Origin of the sequence: Streptomyces murinus (genome assembly GCF_002154555.1) — a bacterium.
In the GTDB taxonomy this organism is placed as follows: domain Bacteria; phylum Actinomycetota; class Actinomycetes; order Streptomycetales; family Streptomycetaceae; genus Streptomyces; species Streptomyces murinus.
The window spans coordinates 1-14,818 of record NZ_MUNF01000169.1 but is presented as its reverse complement, the minus strand read 5'-3'; the positions used below and the strand labels follow the sequence as shown (position 1 = coordinate 14,818).

General features: G+C 70.6%; 14 protein-coding genes and 1 pseudogene. 10 read left to right on the top strand and 5 right to left on the bottom strand.

Going from position 1 to position 14,818, the window contains the following annotated elements:
• Positions 1-75 precede the first annotated feature (75 nt).
• Positions 76-558 (bottom strand): ATP-binding protein, encoded by a 483-nt coding sequence (locus CCN72_RS12605; protein WP_086807607.1) that lies wholly within the window; start codon positions 556-558, stop codon positions 76-78.
• Between the two features lie 116 nt (positions 559-674).
• On the opposite strand from CCN72_RS12605, the gene CCN72_RS12600 reads away from it, so the two are divergent.
• The gene (locus CCN72_RS12600; protein WP_086807606.1) at positions 675-1,502 is read left to right on the top strand and encodes a helix-turn-helix domain-containing protein; all 828 of its coding nucleotides are present in this window, start codon (positions 675-677) and stop codon (positions 1,500-1,502) included.
• Positions 1,499-1,732, top strand: coding sequence for a DUF397 domain-containing protein (locus CCN72_RS12595; protein WP_086807605.1), 234 nt, complete (start codon positions 1,499-1,501; stop codon positions 1,730-1,732). The genes CCN72_RS12600 and CCN72_RS12595 overlap by 4 nt, the downstream gene beginning before the upstream one ends.
• A gap of 114 nt (positions 1,733-1,846) precedes the next feature.
• Here the strand turns inward: CCN72_RS12595 and CCN72_RS12590 are convergent, their stop codons facing one another.
• Positions 1,847-2,200: a hypothetical protein gene (locus tag CCN72_RS12590; protein WP_086807604.1), complete on the bottom strand. Its 354-nt coding sequence runs from the start codon at positions 2,198-2,200 to the stop codon at positions 1,847-1,849.
• A gap of 16 nt (positions 2,201-2,216) precedes the next feature.
• Positions 2,217-3,473, bottom strand: coding sequence for a helix-turn-helix transcriptional regulator (locus CCN72_RS12585; RefSeq protein ID WP_086807603.1), 1,257 nt, complete (start codon positions 3,471-3,473; stop codon positions 2,217-2,219).
• Positions 3,474-3,710: 237 nt separating this feature from the next.
• On the opposite strand from CCN72_RS12585, the gene tgmA reads away from it, so the two are divergent.
• Genes tgmA through tgmC form a run of 3 tightly spaced genes read left to right on the top strand, consistent with a single transcriptional unit; the run spans position 3,711 to position 6,159 of the window.
• Entirely contained in the window at positions 3,711-3,971 is a 261-nt protein-coding gene (tgmA, locus tag CCN72_RS12580) for a putative ATP-grasp-modified RiPP (protein WP_086807602.1), read from the top strand.
• A 5-nt stretch (positions 3,972-3,976) separates the two neighbouring features.
• Entirely contained in the window at positions 3,977-4,936 is a 960-nt protein-coding gene (gene tgmB / locus CCN72_RS12575) for an ATP-grasp ribosomal peptide maturase (RefSeq protein WP_086807609.1), read from the top strand.
• Entirely contained in the window at positions 4,933-6,159 is a 1,227-nt protein-coding gene (gene tgmC, locus CCN72_RS12570) for an ATP-grasp peptide maturase system methyltransferase (protein ID WP_086807601.1), read from the top strand. Before tgmB ends, tgmC begins: the two co-directional genes overlap by 4 nt.
• 103 nt (positions 6,160-6,262) lie before the next feature.
• Here the strand turns inward: tgmC and CCN72_RS12565 are convergent, their stop codons facing one another.
• A complete protein-coding gene (locus CCN72_RS12565) occupies positions 6,263-7,780 on the bottom strand; it encodes a DHA2 family efflux MFS transporter permease subunit (RefSeq protein WP_086807600.1) in 1,518 nt (505 codons plus the stop codon).
• A gap of 125 nt (positions 7,781-7,905) precedes the next feature.
• On the opposite strand from CCN72_RS12565, the gene CCN72_RS12560 reads away from it, so the two are divergent.
• The gene (locus CCN72_RS12560; RefSeq protein WP_086807599.1) at positions 7,906-8,955 is read left to right on the top strand and encodes an Lrp/AsnC family transcriptional regulator; all 1,050 of its coding nucleotides are present in this window, start codon (positions 7,906-7,908) and stop codon (positions 8,953-8,955) included.
• Between the two features lie 30 nt (positions 8,956-8,985).
• Here CCN72_RS12560 and CCN72_RS12555 read toward each other — a convergent pair whose 3' ends face one another.
• Positions 8,986-9,444: an RrF2 family transcriptional regulator gene (locus tag CCN72_RS12555; protein ID WP_085564576.1), complete on the bottom strand. Its 459-nt coding sequence runs from the start codon at positions 9,442-9,444 to the stop codon at positions 8,986-8,988.
• 75 nt (positions 9,445-9,519) lie between these two features.
• Here CCN72_RS12555 and CCN72_RS12550 point away from each other — a divergent pair, with 75 nt between their 5' ends.
• The 4 genes and pseudogenes from CCN72_RS12550 to CCN72_RS12535 form a co-directional block, all read left to right on the top strand.
• A complete protein-coding gene (locus tag CCN72_RS12550; RefSeq protein WP_086807598.1) occupies positions 9,520-12,465 on the top strand; it encodes a glycoside hydrolase family 35 protein in 2,946 nt (981 codons plus the stop codon).
• Between the two features lie 130 nt (positions 12,466-12,595).
• The gene (locus CCN72_RS12545; protein WP_202441984.1) at positions 12,596-13,201 is read left to right on the top strand and encodes a toxin-antitoxin system, toxin component family protein; all 606 of its coding nucleotides are present in this window, start codon (positions 12,596-12,598) and stop codon (positions 13,199-13,201) included.
• Positions 13,198-14,427 (top strand): MAB_1171c family putative transporter, encoded by a 1,230-nt coding sequence (locus CCN72_RS12540; RefSeq protein WP_086807597.1) that lies wholly within the window; start codon positions 13,198-13,200, stop codon positions 14,425-14,427. The genes CCN72_RS12545 and CCN72_RS12540 overlap by 4 nt, the downstream gene beginning before the upstream one ends.
• 26 nt (positions 14,428-14,453) lie before the next feature.
• Positions 14,454-14,818, top strand: a pseudogene (locus CCN72_RS12535) (hypothetical protein); the annotation flags it as partial.

Below are 14,818 nucleotides of genomic sequence, written 5' to 3'. Positions count from 1 at the left end.
CCGTTGAGGTGCCGTCGGCACGGGAGGCAGTAGTCCATGACGCCCGGAAGACTAGGGTCGACGCGCGTCACGTTCCTAGGCACGGCTGTGAATGTTTGGCGCAGGATCGAAAACATTCTCGAAAGACGCCGGTACGGCGACGAAGGCCCGCACGGTCTTGCCCGGCGGCGGCTCCCGGTCCACCACCTCCCAGCACCGGGCCACCGCGTCCACGAGCAGCAGCCCGCGCCCGGACTCGGCGAGGCGGGAGGGCGGGGTCACGTTTTCCGGCGAGGGTGGCTGGCATTCCGACCGGGTGTCACTTACCTCGATCCGGATACCGTCCGCGCCCCGGGCGAGCCGCAGCTCGAAGTCCCGCCCCGGCACGCGCCCGTGGGTGACGGCGTTCGCGGCGAGCTCGGCGACGACGAGGGCGACGGCCTCGGTGGTCTCACTGTCATGGGGGTACCCCCAGCCATCCAACTGCGCCACGGCGAGCCGCCGCGCGAGGCGTGCGCCGCGGGGGGTGGAACTGAGGCGCTGGACGAGTGTGGGGGTGATGACCGGGAGTGCTGTCATGCGCCCAATGTGGGGCGCGGGGAGGGGGGTTCACCAGGGGTGACGCGTGTACGCTGCGCGGGCGTACGCGGTTACGGACTAGACAGTACTCATGACGGGGCGTGACGATCTGTCGTATGGCTACGGGAAGCGGCGGTGAGCCGGAGTCGTCGGTAAGTCTGCGCACGTTCGGGGCGGTGCTTCAAGCGCTCCGCGAGTATCACGGGCTCACTCGGGAGGAACTCGGGGAACTCGTGGGGTACTCCAAGCACACGATCGCCTCGATCGAGTTGGGCAGGCGTATGCCCGACCCCGACTTCATCGAGGCGGCGGAGGCGGCACTCGGCAACACGGGCGCCTTCCGACGGGCCGCCGAGCACCTTGAGCGCGATCCTGGACTGGCTTCCTGGTTCCGCCGCTGGGCGATGCTGGAGCAAGTGGCCATCACGCTCTACACGTACGAGTCCAGGATGGTGCCGGGGCTCTTGCAGACGGAGCGGTATGCGCGGGTGTTGTTCACCGAGCAGCTTCCGCCGCTGAGCGACAGCCAGATCGAAGAGCAGTGGCTCGCCCGCGCCAAGCGCCAGCAGTTGCTGTGGGAGCGGCCGAACACGGCGTTCAACTTCATCCTGGAGGAGCACGTCTTCCATCGGGGCACGGGCGGGCCGGACGTCACCCGGGAAGTCATCGACCACATCCTGGAGGTCAGCGAGCTACGGAACGTCGAGATCCAGATCATGCCGACTGCCCGCGCATCGCACGCCGGTCTCGCCGGTCCCATGCAGTTGCTGGAGACCCCGAAGCACAAGTGGTTCGCCTACTGCGAAGGGCAGCGTGGCGGGATCCTCGTATCGGACGCGAAGGAGATCAGCATCCTTCACCAACGGTATGCCAGGATGCGTTCGCAGGCTCTCTCCCCGGAATACTCACGGAGCCTGTTGCAGCGGATGCGAGGGAACCCATGAACTGGTTCAAGAGCAGTTACAGCAGCAGCGGCGACGGCGACTGCGTGGAAGTCGCCCTGAACTGGCGCAAGTCCACGTACAGCAGCGGATCCGGCGACAACTGCATCGAAGTCGCCACCACCCCCGCCACCATCCACATCCGCGACTCCAAGGACAAGCAGGGCTCCCAACTCGCCCTCGCTCCCACCACTTGGTCGGCGTTCGTCGCCTACGCCGGCTCGCGGGATTAGCGCGTCGGCGCAGGCGAGAGGCCGCCCGCCGGGAACAGGCGACGCAACGCTATGGCCTGCGACAAGGCGTCCCCGCCCGGATCGGCCCGGACGGGGACGTCGTCGCTCCTGAGCTCAGACGGTCCCCTCGATGCGTTCGAAGATGTCCGCGTCCGTCTCCCGCTGCCAGGCCGGCAGCTCGGACCAGTCGGCGACATATCCAGGTTTCGGGTCTTCGAAGTGCCTGAACATCTGGGCGGTCCAGCAGATCGCGACGAATCGGCCCTTCTGCTCGCGGGTGAGCCGGGCCGCATGTCCGCCACTGGCCTCGATGAAGCCGCGCACCTGCCCGTACACGGCGGTGGCGGCTTCGCGCTCCCACGCGGGCGTCTCGTCCCACGGCGTGACATAGCCGGGCTTCGGATCGCCGGGATAGTGCTTGTTCACACCGTCGATCCACGCCTCGCGGAAGATCCGGCCGTCATTCATGCGCGTGTCCCTCTCGTCATGCGGTGCGCGGAAGCGCCGCGATTCGGTGATCAAGAGTCGAGACTCGGTCATCGGACATGAGCGGGGCAAGACGCCCCCGAAGCCCGTCCAGCTTCTTGCCGATGAATCCCGAATTCGACCGGTCGGCCAGTCCGAGTGCTTGCTCCGCGTAGTGCACGACCTGGTCGACGTCCCGCCTGTGCGCTCCGAGCACGGCGAGGTCGCTCAGAACGGCGGCGCGGCGACGCAGGGACAGAGGCTGGGCAAGGGCCGCGGTGAGCGCTTCCTCGGCGAGATCAGGGCGGCCCAGCTGGAGGTAGCAGGCCCCTCTCTCCTCGGCCAGGCGGGAGCCGTCGAAGCGGAGCCAGCCCCCGTTGTGGGAGTGAGCGCCATCGAGGCCTTGCACTTTCCCCGCTTCATCCAGAGCCCTGCTGCACGCGTCGAGATCGCCCACGGCCGCGTACGCCTGCGCCTGGACGGCCGCGATCCAGTGCCGGGTGGAAAGAGTGCCGTCGCCCCTCCGAGCAACGCGGAGAGCCGCCGCGAGCAGCGGTTGGGCAGCGTGCGCGCGGCGCGCGTACAGCTCGACGTACGCGTGGCGGGTCATGGCACAGGCCCACAAATCGTGGTCGCCACCGGCGTAGGCCGCGTTGGCGGCCAGTGTGTAGCACTGCGCGGCGTCGGTGTACCGGTTGGTGTCGAAGAACAGCTCACCGACGAGCTGGTAGAGGTCGGCCGTCATCCGACACAGTCGGGACCGATCCACAGCGGTACGGGTCTCGGTCAGTCCCTTCGCCATCACATCGAGTTGTGCGCGCACCGCGGGGAACACAACCTGCTTGGAGTCCGACAGCGCGTAGACCTGCCAGAGGCTGCGATGCAGGGCGTCCCCTGTCTCCAAGAGCGTCGACGCCGCCCGCCCTCGGGATGCCTCACCGGAATCGGGAAGAGCGACCAGCGCACCCGTGACGGCGAGCAGGCCCAGGACTTCGCGGCGCTTCATGTCGTCATCATCACCATGGAGAAGGGGTGGAGTGGCGGAGAGCCCGGCTGCCTCCGCCGGCTGTTCGTCGGAGAAAAGGGCTTCCAGCTCGGGGAGGGCCACTCCCAACAGCTCCGCGATCCTGGGCCGTTGATGGGGACGCGGGGTGGCGCGACCGCTTTCCCAACGGACCACGGTGGACGCGGCCACCAAGAGCGCTTCTGCGAATTCCTCCTGCGAGTAACCTCGGGCCGCGCGCCGTTCCGCCAAGTGTCTACGCCTCGACGTCATAGGTCTCCCCTCACGAGAACCCTTTCACGCACTCATGCCCGCCACCCTCCAACGCCTGGAAAACGCCCGGGTATTGCGCGAGGTTCGCTCTGGGAGAAGGTAACGGATCGTCGTTCACTGGTCACACGCCGCCGGAGCTCCAGCCGGGCGCGCCGAGCCGGGCTCTGCGGGTACGGGCTGCCGGGCGGTTGGGCGCAGGCGGTTTCCCGCACCACACCCTTCACCCCGAGGAGTCTCATGACCACCTCTGTCACATTCCCCTCCCCCACGCGGCCGTGGGGTGCGAGCCGACTCGCGCCCTACCCGACGGTCATCCGCCGACCCCACGCCACGGTCGCCATCGACCCCGCAACGCAGCTCGGGGTGTTCCGCGACCGCGTCGGGCAGGTGGTCGAGATGGGCAAGCACGGCACCAGCTCCGGTACCGAGACCTCCACGACGACGAACTCGGACTCCAAGAACGATCAGGGGCACGACCAGGACAGCAACCAGGACTGATGGCCATGGCCGAGGAGAGGCCGGTTCTGGTGGCCACCGAGGCGGACGACATCACCGCCGACATGGTGATCACCGAACTCAACCGGCGCGAAGTGCCGGTGGTCCGGTTCGACCTCGCCGACATCGGCGAGGCCCTCACGGTCTCGGCTCGGTTCGGCACCTGCCCGGCCCCGGTGGTCGGACAGGTGCGCACCCCGTCGAGAACCGCTGAGGTCACCCAAGTCCGCTCGGTGTACTGGCGCCGCCCGCAATGGCCCACGTTTCCCCACCTCTCCGCTGACGACTCCCGGTTCGCGGCAGCGCAGGTCCGCTACGGACTCGGCGGCATCCTCTACGCCCTGAGCGGCCCGCTCTGGGTCAACCACCCCCTGCGCGTCGCCGCAGCCGACTACAAACCCGCGCAGCTCGTTCTCGCCCGGCAACTCGGCTTCACCATCCCGCCCACCCTTGTCACCAACGACCCTGACGAGGCACGCGAGTTCGTCCGCGCTCAGGGGCGGTCGATCTTCAAGACACTGCGATGGACCCCCTACACGCGTGACAGCGTGCCGGTGACCGGCTGGGCGGACCCGGTCACCGCCGACGAGATCGACGACAGCGTCCGGGTCGCCCCCCACATGTTCCAGGCCCGTGTGGACAAGGTCGCCGATGTCCGCGTGCTGCTCGTAGGCCGGCATACGTTCGCCGTACGCATCGACTCCGACCTCCTGGACTGGCGCAAGGACTACAGCGCGCTGACTTACACCGTGGAGCACCTTCCCGACCGGGTGGCCAACGGGCTGCATGCCTACCTGGACCGACTGGATCTGGTGTCGGGAAGCTTCGACCTCGCGGTCGACCGCGCGGGGGACTACTGGTGGCTGGAACTGAATCCCAACGGACAGTGGGGGTGGCTGGAGACCGAGACCGGCCTCGCGATGTCCTCCGCCTTCGCCGACCTACTCGCACAAGGAGACCGCCGATGACCGACCCGGCATCCGAGCGGCGTCGCATGGCGACCGTGCTCATGAACGAAGGTGTCCTGAAATCCCCCTGGCTGCGTGCGGCCGTCGAGGCCGTCTCCCGTGAGCAGTTCCTCCGCCCCGGAGTCTTCCTGGACGAGGGGCGGACCTGGCGTCCCGTCACCGCCGCCGACACGGACCCGGACGAGTGGGTGAAGATCGCATACAGCGTCGACACCCTCACCACCCAGCTCGACGGCCACCTCACCGCCGACCAGGCCGACGGACCCGTCGTAGGCGTGCCCACGTCCTCCTCGACCGATCCGGCCACCGTCGTCGGCATGATCGAGAACCTGGACCTCGCAACGAACCACCGAGTCCTGGAGATCGGCACAGGCACCGGCTACTCCACAGCCCTGATGTGCCACTGCCTCGGCGAGGACAACGTCGCCACGGTCGAGGTCGACGCACAGGTGGCCGCGCGCGCCGATGCCGCTCTCGAAGCCGCCGGCTTCTCGACGTGGACGGTGACGGGCGACGGGCTTCTCGGCCACCCGTACCGGGCACCCTACGACCGGGTCATCGCCACCTGCGCGGTCCGCCGCATTCCGTACGCATGGATCAGGCAGACGAGACCCGGAGGCGTTGTCCTCGGCACGGTCGGCTCGTGGCCGTGGGGAACCGGCCTCGCGAAACTGGCCGTCGGCGATGACGGCACCGCCGAGGGCTCGATCGTCGGGCGCTCCTCCTTCATGCAGGCGCGAGCCCAGGCAGCGGCACCCGTGGCCGGCGATCTCTCCGCCCGGACCGCGTACGCGGACACTGAGCGGCGCACTCAGATGCCTCCTCTTGCCCTGGAGGAGTGGATGCCGGCCTTCCTTGCGCAATTGGCGGCGCCCGGCGCTCAGTTCGTCCGCGCGACGAACGGTGACGGGTCGCCCTTGCGGTATCTGTTCGATCCGGAGAGGGAGTCGTTCGCCGAGTTCTTCCTCGACGGCGAGAACTGGACCGTCCGCCAAGGCGGCCCGGTGGCCCTGTGGGACGACGTGGAACGTTCCCTCGTCGCCTGGCGGGACGCCGGGGCTCCGGAGATCGACTCCGTACGGCTCCGCGTGACGCCCGCGTCCCACCGGTACTGGATCGACCAGGCCCCCTCCCTGCGCTGGGAGCACCGGATCGCCACTCCTGAGGCGTCACCGAAGTTCGGCCCCGGGACCGGCGGACATTCGAGGACCGAACAGGAGTGAGGCGACGCCCACGATGCCGCGAGAAAGGCCCCTGACCTGCGGTATCACAGGTCAGGGGCTTGAGGGGCGGACGAGTCGGACGTTACGCCGTGTACAGGCCCGGTCAGGCGTGGGCGGGGACCGGTTGTTGGTCGATCGCCGGGGCGACCCGCTGGGGGCGCATCAGGAGCAGGGCCAGGAGGCCGGCGGTCAGGCCCACGATTCCGGCGACGGTGAAGCCGGCCCGCAGGGCGTGGGCCGCGGCGCCGTGCAGGGCGTCGGCCAGCTGCGCGCGGTCCGCGGGCGGGGTCGCGGCCAGGACGTGGCCCGCGCCGCCCCCGGAGAGGGCCCGGCCGAGGGCGGTGCCGCCCCGGACGTGGTGGTCGGTGAGCCACGCGGCCGACGAGGACGCGAAGACGCTGCCGAGGACGGCGATGCCGATCGCGTGGCCCAGCTGGCGTGCGCTGTTGGTCGCGCCCGCGGCCATCCCGGCGCGCTGGAAGCCCACCGCCGCGGTCGCCGAGGAGCCCAGCGTGGGCAGCGTGGCGCCGACTCCGATGCCGATCACCGCGTAGCCGACGATCAGCGCCGTCCAGTCGGAGCCCGCGCCGATCAGCAGGGTCTCGGCCAGGGCACCGGCGCCGATCAGCACCATGCCGCCGCCTATCAGCAGCTGCGGGCGGGCGCCGTGCAGGAAGCGGCCGACGACCAGCGAGGTGAAGAACGAGGCCACGGACAGCGGCAGTCCGGTCAGCCCCGCCTCCAGCGGAGTCAGCCCGAGCAGGGACTGGAGCCAGATCGACGTGTAGGCGAGCATCGCGAACGCCGCGACGTTCACCGTCAGCGACGCGATCATGATCCCGCTGAACGAGCGGCTGCGGAACAGGGACAGGTCGAGCATCGCGTGCGGCGAGCGGACCTGGACGGCCAGGAAGACGAGGAAGGCGACGACGGCGAGGGCGAACAGGCCCAGGACCGCGCCGGAGGTCCAGCCGTGCTCCTGGGCGCGGATCACCCCGAGGACGAGGGCCGCGGCGGCCACGGTGAACAGCGCGGTTCCCGTCCAGTCGGGGCGGCGCCCGGACGTGGGCCGGTCCGCGGACAGGGCCTTCACCGCCAGCAGGACCGCCACCACGCTGATCGGGATGTTGACGTAGAAGATCCACCGCCAGTCGACGGCCTCGGTGAGCAGACCGCCGAGGACGGGGCCGACCGCGGCCGCGGCGCCGGAGACCGCGCCCCACACGCCGTACGCGGTGCCCCGGTCACGCCCCTGGTAGGAGGCGTTCAGCAGCGGGAACGCGGTCGCGAACATCGCGGCACCCCCGAGCCCCTGCACGGCACGGGCCGCGATCAGCAGGCCCGGGTTCGGCGCCGCGCCGCACACCGCGGAGGCGAGCGCGAAGGCCACGAGACCGCCCAGGTAGACGCGCCGGTGCCCGGTCAGGTCGGCGAGCGCTCCCACCCCGAGCAGCACCACGGCGAGGGCCAGGGCGTAGGCGTCGATCACCCATTGCAGCGAGGCGAACGTGCTGTGCAGGGCGAGGGACATGTCGGGGAGGGCGACATTCACGATGGTGACGTCGATCAGCAGCATGAACGAGCCGAGACAGACCGCCAGGAGGGGCAGCCATTTACGCATGGGAACACGCGTCCTTTCCATTGGTACGCCCCTCACCCTCGGCGACCGCCGGGCTGTGCTCCAAACAGACCCCTCGACTCGGGCCAAAACCTCCACAGTCCGGTTCTTCATGGAACGATCCGCTCATGCCCGATGCCATGGACCGACAGATCATCCGCGCCCTGCAATGCTCGGCTCGCGCCCCTTTCGCCCGGATCGCCGAGGCCGTGGGCGCTTCCGAGCAGACCGTCGCCCGCCGCTACCAGGCGCTGGTGCGCAGCGGTGTGGTCCGCGTGCACGGCCGGGTCACCCCCGCCTCGTACGGGCAGGTCGAGTGGGTCGCCCGGATCGCCTGCCGGCCCGACCGGGTGGGGGCGCTGGCCGAGGCCCTGGTGCGCCGCCCCGAGGTGTCGTTCGCGCGGCTCGCCTCGGGCGGCTCGGAGATCATCTGCCTGCTGCGCTCCTCGGCGGCCGACTCCGGGGACACCGTTCTCCTGAAGGAACTCCCCCGCACCTCGGCCGTGCTGAACCTGCACATCGACATGATCCTGCACGGCTTCGGCACCGGGCTGTCCGCCGAATGGAACGGCTACGGCGGCCATCTGACGGCGGAGCAGCAGACCCTGCTGACCGCCGGTGCCGCACCCCCGTCGGGGCCGTACCGGGAGATCACGGACGAGGACCGGCCGCTGCTCGCCGCGCTCGCCGAGGACGGCCGTGCCACCCATGCCCGGCTGGCCGCCGAAACGGGCTGGAGCAAGGGCCGGGTCCTGCGCCGGCTGGCGGCGCTGGAGGAGTCCGGCACCCTCGCCTACGACGTGGACCTGCTCTCCGAACCGCTCGGGCACCATCTCCACGCCACGCTCTGGCTCCGGGTCCCGCCGCACCGGCTGGAGGCGGTCGGCGAGGAGATCGCCCGGCACGACCAGATCGCCTTCGCCGGTGCCATCAGCGGGCCGCACAACATCATGGCCATCGCCATCTGCCGTGACACCGACGACCTCTACCGCTTCCTGACCCGGCAGATCGCGTCGATCCCGGACATCGTCGGCTACGAGGTGAGCATCCGCGTCCGCGGCCTGAAGCAGGCTGGTTCCCTCATCACCGGGGGGCGTCTCACACCGGCCCCGGGGCCCTACGTCCGCCCGAGAAGCACGGGCCGCGGTGAGCGGCCCCGCGGCCCGAAGGGGACATGACCGGACGGGCTCCGTGCACCGGTCGGCGGTCTACGGGTTCTCCCACGCCGCCGGTTCCGCCGCCAGCGCCCGGACCGGGTCCGGCAGCGTGCCCGACGCCAGGTCCCCGATCGTCACGCCCTCCAGGATGCGGCGGACGTTGGCACGCAGGGCGATCCACAGCGGGAGCAGGGGTTCGGCGGTGCCGGTGTAGGTCAGGCCCGTCGGGCGTTCGCCGCGCACGGAGACGATCGGGCCGTCCACGCCCCGGATGACATCGGCCACGGTGATCGCCGGAGCCTCGCGGGCGAGCCGGTAACCGCCGCCCCCGCCACGCCGGCTGTCCACGATCCCGGCGCGCCGCAGATCGCCGAGGATCCCCTCCAGGAACTTGTGCGGAATCCCCTGCGCGGCCGCGATTTCCTCTGCCTTCACCGGCCCGTTACCCTGCCGTACGGCCAGCTCCAGTACCGCCCGTACCGCGTAATCCGCCCGTGCCGAGATCCTCATGAATCCATTGTGGGACGTCCTCGCGTGGAGAATGGCCGGAATCCGCGCCCCGTAAGATCGCCGGGAGGATCCACCTTGGCGCTCAGCAGACGTACCTTCAGTGCCCTGACCGGCTCGGCCGCGCTCGGCCTCGCCCTGGGCGGCAGCGGCGGAACCGGAGCGCCCTCGGCGTACGCGGCCCGCAGCGTGCCGACCGGCCCGGTGCCCGCCCCGCCGCGCGCGGACGGCGAGCACCACACCATCGGGTACGACCGCTACTCCCTGCTGGTGGACGGCAGACGACTGGTCGTGTGGTCCGGCGAACTGCACCCCTTCCGGCTGCCGAGCCCCGCCCTGTGGCGGGACGTGCTCCAGAAGATGCGCGCGCACGGCTACAACGCGGTGAGCATCTACGTCGCCTGGAACTACCACTCCCCCGCCCCGGGCAGCTACGACTTCTCCGGCGTCCGCGACCTGGACCTGTTCCTGCGCATGGCCGCCGAGACCGGGCTCTACGTCATCCTGCGCCCGGGCCCGTACATCAACGCCGAGGTGGACGGCGGCGGTTTCCCCGGCTGGCTGACCGCGACGAAGGGGCGGGCCCGCTCGGCCGACCCGACGTACCTCGGCCATGTGGACGAGTGGCTGACGCGGGTGAACCGGATCGCCCGCAAGCACCTGTTCACCCAGGGCAAGGGCACCGTGCTGCTCTACCAGATCGAGAACGAGTTCGACGCGCACGTGGACTCGGCCGACAGCCGCGCCTACATGTCCCACCTGTACAAGAAGGTGCGCGCCGACGGCATCGACGTACCGCTGTTCCACAACGACAAGGGGCGCAACGGGTACTGGACCCCCGGCTCCTTCGACACCGGTGGTGAGCGCGGCGGTTGGCTGTACGGCTTCGACGGGTACCCCTCGCCGTCCCAGACCCCGCCGGACTGGGGGACGTTCGGGCCCGGCGGGGCGAAGGGCGGCGCCAGCGCCTCGCCCGCCACGCCCGGGTTCGTGCCCGAGTTCGGCGGCGGCTGGTTCGACCCGTGGGGCGGTTCCTTCTACGACGGCAAGGGCTATGCCGAGGCCCGCCGCAGCCGGGACGCCGCCTACGAACGCCGCTTCTACCTGACCAACCTGGCCAACGGCATCACCCTGCACAACGTCTACATGACCTTCGGCGGCACCTCCTGGGGCTGGCTGCCCGCGCCGGTCGTCTACACGTCGTACGACTACGGCGCCGCGATCGACGAGGCCCGCAACGTCACCGCGAAGATCGCCCCGATGCACCAGCTCGGGCATCTGCTGCAACGCGTCCCCGACTTCGCCAAGCTGGACCGCGCGGCGGAGGTGCGCGCCAAGGGGCTGAAGGTCTACCACCTGGCCAACCCGGACACCGGCGCCCATGTGTACATCGCGCGCAACGACGCAGCCGAGCCGGTCGCGGCCGATCTGCCCACCGCCGAGGGGCGGGTGCGGATCACCGTGCCGGGCAAGGACGCCAAGCTGCTGACCACCGGTCTGTCGCTGGGCAGGCGGAAGCTGAAGTACGCGACCGTGCAGCCGACCATGTGCCTGACCGCCGGGCGGCAGGACGTCGCCGTGTTCACCGGGCGCAAGGGCGAGATGGCCGAGCTGGTGCTGGAGTGCGACACCGATCCGGACGTCATGCGGCTCGACCCGGAGGCCGCCTGGGGCGTGGACGACTCGGGCCTGCATGTGAACGCCCCCCTCGGGCAGAGCGGCCTGATCCGGGTGCTGGTGGAGAAGGGCGACACCGACACCCCGCTGCTCCTGCTCTTCGCCGACGACGCCACTTCCGTACGGCTGTTCCCCTACGACACCCCGTCCGGGTCCCTGCTGGTGTACGGCCCCCAGCTGCTGCGCCATGTCGAACTGCGCGGCTCCGAGGTCCACTTGACCGGTGACATCACCGACCCGACGAGCGTGGAGGTGTGGGGGCCGCGCGGCATCTCCGGGCTGGTGTGGAACGGGCGCAGGCTGGCCACCCGGGTGACGATGTCCGGCAGCCTGATGACCACCGAGATGCTGCCCGCCGTACCGGACGTCCGGCTGCCCGCGCTGGGCAAGTGGCGGATGTGCCGGGAGAACCCCGAAGTGGGCCCGAGCTACGACGACTCGACGTGGAAGAGGGCCGACAAGAAGACGTCGTACAGCACTTCGGCCGTCCCGGACGGTCAGCCGGTGCTGTTCGCCGACGACTACGGGTTCCACTACGGGGACGTCTGGTACCGGGGCGTCTTCGAGGACTCCGGCGACATCTCGGAGGTCGCGCTCGGCTACAGCACCGGCACCCAGGGGATGTTGATGGCCTGGTTGGACGGTGAGCCGCTGGGCACGCACCGGATGCCGGTGCCGGACGCCGCCACGATCCGCAAGGGGACCTGGTCGGACACGGCCGCCTTCCCGGTGCGCGACGCGCTGCGCTCCCCCGGCCGGCATGTGCTGTCCGTCCTCGTCCGGCGGATGCAGCACGACCAGGACGGCAGGTCGGACGACACCCACAAGGCCGCCCGGGGCCTTACCGCGGCGGTCTTCAAGGGGGCGTCGCCGAAGGTGAGTTGGCGGATCCAGGGCGAGGGCCGCGCCGACCCGGTGCGCGGGCCGCTGAACAACGGCGGTCTGCACGGCGAGCGTGCGGGCTGGCATCTGCCGGGGTTCGAGGACCGCGACTGGGAGTCCGTGGACTTCCCGCGCGCCGAGCGGTACCAGGGAGTGACCTGGTATCGCACGACCTTCCGGCTGGCGGTGCCCGGCGATGTGGACGCCTCGGTCGGGCTGACGCTTCAGGACGATCCGTACCGGGCCTATCGGGCGCAGATCTTCCTCAACGGCTGGAACATGGGCCAGTACATCAACAACGTGGGCCCGCAGCACACGTTCGCGCTGCCCAACGGGGTGCTGCGGACGCGCGGCGAGAACACGCTCGCGCTGGCCGTGCTGTCCGAGTTCACCACGCTGTCGGGTCCGGGCGAGGTCCGCCTGACGCTGCTGGGCAAGGCCGCCGGAGGGTTGGTTGTGTCTTGAACCACGCCCCTGAGATCGCGTGACGCGGGCATATCCCGGCGCGTACGCTCGATGGGGCTTCGGCGAGGCCCCGAACGGAGCTTCGCGGTGGGAGTCCGTGAGAAGCGGCGGACGGCGGGAAAGGGAACGGATGGGCATCGCGGGCGCGCGCCGGCGGACGGCACAGCTGACCGCACGACTGCGACGCCCCGGCGGCTCCGGCACCGCCATGCGTTCCCTCGCCGGCGAGCTGGCCTCGGCGGTCCGCGCCCGGCCCGAAGCCCCCGACGGGGTACGGGGGTTGTGCCGGGCGCTGTGCGAGGAGATGAGTGCGCTGCGCGGCGGGCGGCCGCTGGAACTACGCTTCGAACGCTTCCCGGACGAGATCGAAGTGACCGGGCTGTGGGTGGAGTTCGCCGACTTCGACCTGGTCATCGTGGAGGACCGGGCCGAGGACGTGCAGCAACTGGTCATTCTCGGCCATGAGTTGTGGCATCTGCACGCCGGGCACCGGCACCATCACCTCGCCGGTGACGCGGCGGCCCGCGCCTTCGCAGACACGCCCGGCTGGCCGGAGACGGCGCTCACGGTGGCCGCGCGCAACGGCTCCCGGGAGACGGACGAGGCCGAGGCGGACGACTTCGGCCATCGGCTCGCGACCCTGTTCCGGGCCCGGCTCAGCGGGTCCGGTGACACCCCGCAGGATCCCTTGCAGCGTGCCCTCGGCTATCGCGGGCGGGGCGGAGCGGCGCGGTGAGCACGCTGGCACTGGACCCTTCGGTGCTGCTCGGCCGTCTGTACATCTCCTTCTGGATCCCGGCGGCGCTGCTGACCGTCGCGCTGCTGCTGAAGCTGCCCACGATCATCCGGCTGTGGCGGGACCCGCTGCTGCGCGCGGTCGGCGGGGTGCTCCTGTTCGCGTGCACGGTGTTCGTGTTCTGCGTGCCGTCGATGATCCACCGGATGAACGTGCTCACCGGGGTGCCCAACTTCTCGGCGCCCTGGTGCTATTCGCTGATCACCGCGAACTCCGGGGCGGGGCTGCTGTTCATCGTCACCTGGCGCGACGGCTGGGGCGGGCGGGCCGGGCGGTCGGCGCGCACCCGGCGGGCGACCCGGTGGATCGTCTCGGGGTACACCCTGGTGGTCGTCGCGCTGTGGGTGCTGTTCCTGCTGGCCGACGTGCCGGTGGAGCGGGTGCGGGACCTGGACACGTACTACGCCCGTACGCCCTTCATGCGTGAGGAGATCCTGCTCTATCTGCTGGCCCACACGGTCGCCTGTGCGCTGAGTTCCCGGGTCATCTGGGACTGGGTACGCGACCGGGGGCTGGACGCGTGGCTGCGCTGGGGGCTGCGGCTGCTGGGCGGGGGGTACGCGCTGAGCCTGCTGTACGACGCGGCCAAGGTGACGGCGGTGGTCGCGCGGTGGTTCGGCCGGGACCCGGACTGGCTCAGCACGAATCTGGCGCCGCCGGTGGCCTCGCTCTCCGCGATCCTGCTGGCGGCCGGCTTCATCCTTCCGCATGCCGGGCAGGCCCTGCACGACCGGTGCCGGGTCCGGCTGGCGTACCACCGGCTGGGTCCGCTGTACCGGGTGCTGCGGTCGACGACGGGGTCGGGGCCACGGTTCTCGCTGCGGGCCACGGGGGAACTTCGGCTGATCCGCCGGGAGACGTACATCCGGGACGCCCTGCTGCCGCTCGCCCGCCATGTGGACACCGATCTGACCGAGCGGGCGTACGCGGCGGCGCTCGCGGTGGGGCATCCGGCGTCGCGGGCCCGTGCGGTGTCGGCGGCGGTGGGCGTCCTGGACGCGATCGAGAACGGCGGCGGCGCGGTGCGGGGGGACGCCGACCCCACGGTGCTCCTGCGGGACATCGCGGCGATCTCCTCGGCGCTGCGGCACCCGAAGGACCTGGCGGCGGTCCGTGCGCTGTCGGCGGCGACACCGGCTCCGCCGAGCATCACGGTCCCGGAGTAACCCCTACGGGGCGTTCACTGGGCACCATGGGTACCGTGACTCTCGATTTCCAGCTGGTGCTGCTGCGTCGTATGGCCGATCACAATCCGGATCTCGTGGACGAGGCCCGCAGAACGCTGGGCGCCTCGATCGGGGAGATGCGGGAGGCCAACAAGCGCTGGCAGGCGATGGTGCGGTCGCCGAGGACACGGGGTGCGGCGGCGCGGTACCGGTCGGTCCTCGGGGAACCGGAGAGCGTCGTACCCCGCAAGCTCGGCGACGCGGAGTGCGAGGCCCGCCGCTGGGCGCTCCCGCTCTGGCCCGACCTGCGGTTCGAGGTACTGGTGGGACCCGACGGCGCCGTATGGAACGAATGGCTCGTACGAGCCCCCGGCGCCGTCGGGTCCCACCA

Bases quoted from the DNA above. Each gene is read 5' to 3' on its own strand.
- tgmC (WP_086807601.1), top strand. From the start codon at position 4,933: ATGACCGACCCGGCATCCGAGCGGCGTCGCATGGCGACCGTGCTCATG.
- CCN72_RS12590 (WP_086807604.1), bottom strand. From the start codon at position 2,200: ATGAATGACGGCCGGATCTTCCGCGAGGCGTGGATCGACGGTGTGAAC.
- CCN72_RS12565 (WP_086807600.1), bottom strand. From the start codon at position 7,780: ATGCGTAAATGGCTGCCCCTCCTGGCGGTCTGTCTCGGCTCGTTCATG.
- CCN72_RS12560 (WP_086807599.1), top strand. From the start codon at position 7,906: ATGCCCGATGCCATGGACCGACAGATCATCCGCGCCCTGCAATGCTCG.
- CCN72_RS12585 (WP_086807603.1), bottom strand. From the start codon at position 3,473: ATGACGTCGAGGCGTAGACACTTGGCGGAACGGCGCGCGGCCCGAGGT.
- CCN72_RS12555 (WP_085564576.1), bottom strand. From the start codon at position 9,444: ATGAGGATCTCGGCACGGGCGGATTACGCGGTACGGGCGGTACTGGAG.
- CCN72_RS12600 (WP_086807606.1), top strand. From the start codon at position 675: ATGGCTACGGGAAGCGGCGGTGAGCCGGAGTCGTCGGTAAGTCTGCGC.
- CCN72_RS12605 (WP_086807607.1), bottom strand. From the start codon at position 558: ATGACAGCACTCCCGGTCATCACCCCCACACTCGTCCAGCGCCTCAGT.
- tgmA (WP_086807602.1), top strand. From the start codon at position 3,711: ATGACCACCTCTGTCACATTCCCCTCCCCCACGCGGCCGTGGGGTGCG.
- tgmB (WP_086807609.1), top strand. From the start codon at position 3,977: ATGGCCGAGGAGAGGCCGGTTCTGGTGGCCACCGAGGCGGACGACATC.
- CCN72_RS12545 (WP_202441984.1), top strand. From the start codon at position 12,596: ATGGGCATCGCGGGCGCGCGCCGGCGGACGGCACAGCTGACCGCACGA.
- CCN72_RS12595 (WP_086807605.1), top strand. From the start codon at position 1,499: ATGAACTGGTTCAAGAGCAGTTACAGCAGCAGCGGCGACGGCGACTGC.